This is a genomic window from Catellatospora sp. NPDC049609, from assembly GCF_040675365.1.
Classification (GTDB): domain Bacteria; phylum Actinomycetota; class Actinomycetes; order Mycobacteriales; family Micromonosporaceae; genus Catellatospora.
Genome location: NZ_JBFAOU010000341.1, coordinates 1 through 4,117, shown reverse-complemented (window position 1 = coordinate 4,117; position 4,117 = coordinate 1). Strand labels below are relative to the sequence as shown.

Below are 4,117 nucleotides of genomic sequence, written 5' to 3'. Positions count from 1 at the left end.
GGCAGGAGGTCGGCAACCTCCTGCCTGGAGACTCCCATTCTCCTGGCAGGAGATTTTGCCCGGCCCGACCCCGATTGAGCAGGTGGCGGCCGGGGAACGGGGCCGGTCATGAAGGTACTCGGGATCAACGCGGTGTTCCACGACCCGGCGGCGGCGCTGGTGGTGGACGGCAGGACCGTCGCGGCTGCCGAGGAGGAGCGGTTCAGCCGCCGCAAGCACGGCAAGCGGCCCGTGCCGTTCTCGGCCTGGGAGCTGCCGGTGCTGTCGGCCCGCTGGTGCCTGGCATCGGCCGGCCTGGGCGCCGACGAGCTCGACGCGGTCGCGTACTCCTTCGACCCGGGCCGCTGCGCGCCCGCTGACGAGCTGGGCCTGGACGACCCCTGGGACTGGCTGCGCCAGGACTACGCGCGCCGGGCTCCGACGTTCCTGGCCGAGGCGCTGCCGGGGCTAGATCCGGCCGCGGTGCGGTTCGTGCCGCATCACGTCGCCCACGCCGCGTCCGCGGCGCTGGCCGCCCCGCACCCGGCCGGGGAGGACATCGCGGTGCTGGTCCTCGACGGGCGCGGCGAGGCCAGCAGCCACCTCGCGGGGTACTACCGGCACGGGCGGCTCACCCCGCTGGCCGGGCAGCGGCTGCCGCACTCGCTCGGGCTGCTCTACGAGGAGCTCACCGCCCACCTGGGCTTCCTGCGCTCCAGCGACGAGTACAAGGTGATGGCACTGGCCTCCTACGGCCGGCCCCGGTTCCTGCCGCTGCTGCGCGAGCTGGTGCGGACCACGGGCGACGGCGGCTTCCACATCGAGAAGATCGACTGGCCCGCGCTGGCCAAGGCCCGCCGCAGCGAGGACGACCGGCTCGACCCGGAGCACGCCGACCTGGCCGCCAGCGTCCAGCGCCGGCTGGAGGAGGTGCTGCTGGAGCTGGCCGGGTGGCTGTACGACGCCGCGGACGGCCCGCCCCGGCTGGCCATGGCCGGCGGTGTCGCGCTCAACTGCGTCGCCAACGCCCGGCTGGCCGCCGAGGGGCCCTACCGCGAGGTGTGGGTCCAGCCCGCCGCGGGCGACGCCGGCACGGCGCTGGGCGCGGCCCTGCAGGTCAGTGCCGAGGCCGGGACGCAGACCGCGGCCATGCCCGGCGCGGACCTGGGCCGCGGGTTCACCGACGCGGAGCTGGCGGCCGAGCTGGCGCGCGCCGCGCTGCCCCACGAGCGCCCTGAGGACCTCGCGGGCACCGTCGCCGACGTGCTGTCGGAAGGCGGCGTGGTCGCCTGGTTCGACGGGCGCGCCGAGTACGGCCCCCGGGCGCTGGGCCACCGCTCGCTGCTGGCCCATCCCGGCGACCCTGGCATGACCGAGCGCCTCAACGACATCAAGGGCCGCGAGCACTTCCGGCCGGTGGCGCCGATGGTGCTGGCCGACCGGGCCGCCGACATCTTCGAGGGGCAGCTGCCCAGCCCGTACATGCTGTTCACGCACCGGGTCAAGGAGCCGTGGCGGGACCGGATCCCGGCCGTGGTGCACGTCGACGGCACCGCCCGGGTGCAGACCGTCGACCCGGCCGCCGAACCGCGCATGGCCGCCGTGCTGGGCGAGTTCGACCGCCGCACCGGCCTGCCGGTGCTGGTGAACACCTCGCTCAACATCGCCGGGCAGCCCATCGTCGACACCCCGCGCCAGGCGATGGAGCTGTTCGGGGCGGCCCCGGTGGCGCTGCTGGTGCTGGGCCCGTACGTCGTACGCCGGGCGACGGCGTTCCCGCGCGGGTGAGCGCCGTGCACCCGCACCTGGTCCGGCCGATCAGCAACGGGGCCCCGGTGCACGCGCCCGGCGGCGCGGTCAGCATCGTGATCCCCACCGTGGGGCGGCCCAGCCTGGACGCGCTGCTGCGCATCCTCGCCCGCGAGGTCGCCGCCGGGGCGCCGGTGGAGCTGCTGGTCGTACGCGACCGGCCGGTGCCCGTGACGGTGCCCGCGCCGCTGCGGGCGTACACCCGGGTGCTGGACGGGCCCGGCAGGGGGCCAGCGGCGGCCCGCAACGTCGGGTGGCGGCAGGCCCGCCACCCCTGGGTCGCCTTCGTCGACGACGACGTGCTGCCGCGGCCCGGCTGGCTGCGGGCGCTGCTGCACGACCTGGCCGCGCCCGGCGACGTCGGCGGCGTGCTGGGCCAGGTCGAGGTGCCGCTGCCGGACGGCCGCCGCCCGACCGACTGGGAGCGCTGCACGAAGGGCCTGGAGACCAGCCGCTGGATCACCGCGGACATGGCCTACCGGCGCGAGGCGCTGGCCGCGGCCGGCGGCTTCGACGAGCGCTTCCCGCGCGCCTACCGCGAGGACGCCGAGCTGGCCCACCGGGTCCGTGCCGCCGGCTGGCGGCTGCGCCGGGGCGCCCGCCGGGTGCGCCACCCGGTCCGCCCCGAGGACCGCTGGGTGAGCCTGCGCACCCAGCGCGGCAACGCCGACGACGCCCTGCTGCGCCGCCTGTACGGCCCGCGCTGGCGGGAGCTGCTGGAGATCCCCGCCGGCCGCCGTGCCCGGCACTCGATGATCACGGCCGCCGCGCTGCTCGCCGCCGCCTCCGGGGTGCTCGCCGCGCTGACCCGCCACCGGACGACCCGGCGCGCCGCGGCGCTCACCGGGCTGGCCGGCGCGCTCGGCTGGGCCGCCGGCACGGGCGAGTTCGCGCTCGCGCGCATCCGGCCCGGCCCGCCGCAGACCACCGAGCGCGTCACCATGATCGTCACCAGTGTCCTCATCCCGCCGGCGGCCACCTACCACTGGCTGCGCGGCTGGTTCGCCGCCCGCGGCGCCCGCATGATCACCCACACCCGCCGGGCGGGCCACCCCTGATCGGCCGAACGGACCGACCAGCGCGACCTGCCCGCTCGACGGGGCGTGAACCCGCTCACCAGCCCTCCCACCGGCGCGGACCCGCTCGCACACTTGCATGTCCGCCAAACCCCCTGGTGAGAAGGGCACAGTGTTGTGCATCTGACCTTCGCGGCGCTGCGCCACCGCGGTTTCCGCGTCTGGACCGGCGCGTGCCTCGTGTCCGTGGTCGGCACCTGGATGCAGGTCCTCGGCGTCAACTGGTACGTCCTGCAGCAGACCGGCTCGGCCGCCAGCATGGGCGCGGCGGTCATGCTGCAGACCCTGCCCGTGCTGGTGCTCGGCGGGCTCGGCGGCGTGCTGGCCGACCGGCTGCCCGTGCGGCCGCTGCTGGTGGCCACCCAACTCGCGCACGCCGCGCTGGCCGCGGCGCTCGCCCTGATCGCGTTCCGCCCCGGCGACGGCGACCTCACCCTCGTCTACGCCGTCTCGGCGCTCGCCGGTGCGGTCGCCGCCCTCGAAGGCCCGGTGATGGGCCGCTTCGCCGCGACCACCGTGCCGCACACCGCGCTGGGCAACGCCCTGTCGCTGGGCTCGCTGGTCAGCTCGATCGGCCGCATCCTCGGCATGAGCCTGGCCGGCGTCGTCGTCGCCGCGGCGGGGCCGGCGATGCTGTTCGGGGCGAACGCGGTCAGCTTCCTGGCCGTGGTGGTGGCCGTGCTCGCCATCCGCCCCCGCGACCTGCACCCGCTGCAGCCCCCGGCCGCCCAGGACCCGGCCCCGGCCCGCGGCGGCGCGCTGGTCTACCTGCTGCGCCAGCCGATGGTGCTGATCACCCTCGGGCTGGCCGTGGTGCTGGGCAGCCTCGGGCGCAACTACCAGGTCACCATGGCCGCCATGAGCGACGGGCCGCTGCACGCCGGGGCCGGCGGATACGCCGTGCTGTCCACGGTCTTCGCCGCCGGCACCGTGGTCGGCGGGTTCCTCGCCGCGCGGCGCCCCGACCTGGGCTACCGCACCCTCATCGGCGCGGGGCTGGTGACCAGCGTGCTGCAGGTGCTGGCCGGGCTGGCGCCGCACACCTGGAGCTTCGCCCTCGCGCTGCTGCCCATCGCCGCCGGCGCCGTGCTCATCGACACCACCGTGGCCACCCGCGTGCAGCTGGACACCCGCGCCGACATGCGCGGCCGCGTGCTCGCCGCGCTGGCCATGTCCGGTTCGGTAGCGGGCGCGGCCGGCGCGCCGCTGCTCGGCCTGCTGGCCGAGCCCGCCGGTGCACAGATCGGGAGAGC

3 protein-coding genes are annotated in these 4,117 nt (G+C 76.7%); all 3 read left to right on the top strand.

Annotation, left to right across the window (positions count from 1 at the left end):
* Positions 1-108: 108 nt before the first annotated feature.
* Positions 109-1,767 carry a carbamoyltransferase C-terminal domain-containing protein gene (locus tag AB0J67_RS39635; RefSeq protein ID WP_363490734.1) on the top strand — a complete coding sequence of 553 codons (1,659 nt, stop codon included), beginning with the start codon at positions 109-111 and terminating at the stop codon, positions 1,765-1,767.
* Complete coding sequence (locus tag AB0J67_RS39630; protein WP_363490732.1) at positions 1,764-2,846, top strand: glycosyltransferase; 1,083 nt, start codon at positions 1,764-1,766, stop codon at positions 2,844-2,846. The genes AB0J67_RS39635 and AB0J67_RS39630 overlap by 4 nt, the downstream gene beginning before the upstream one ends.
* 135 nt (positions 2,847-2,981) lie before the next feature.
* On the top strand, positions 2,982-4,117 hold a 1,136-nt coding region (locus AB0J67_RS39625; RefSeq protein WP_363490730.1), incomplete at its 3' end, for an MFS transporter.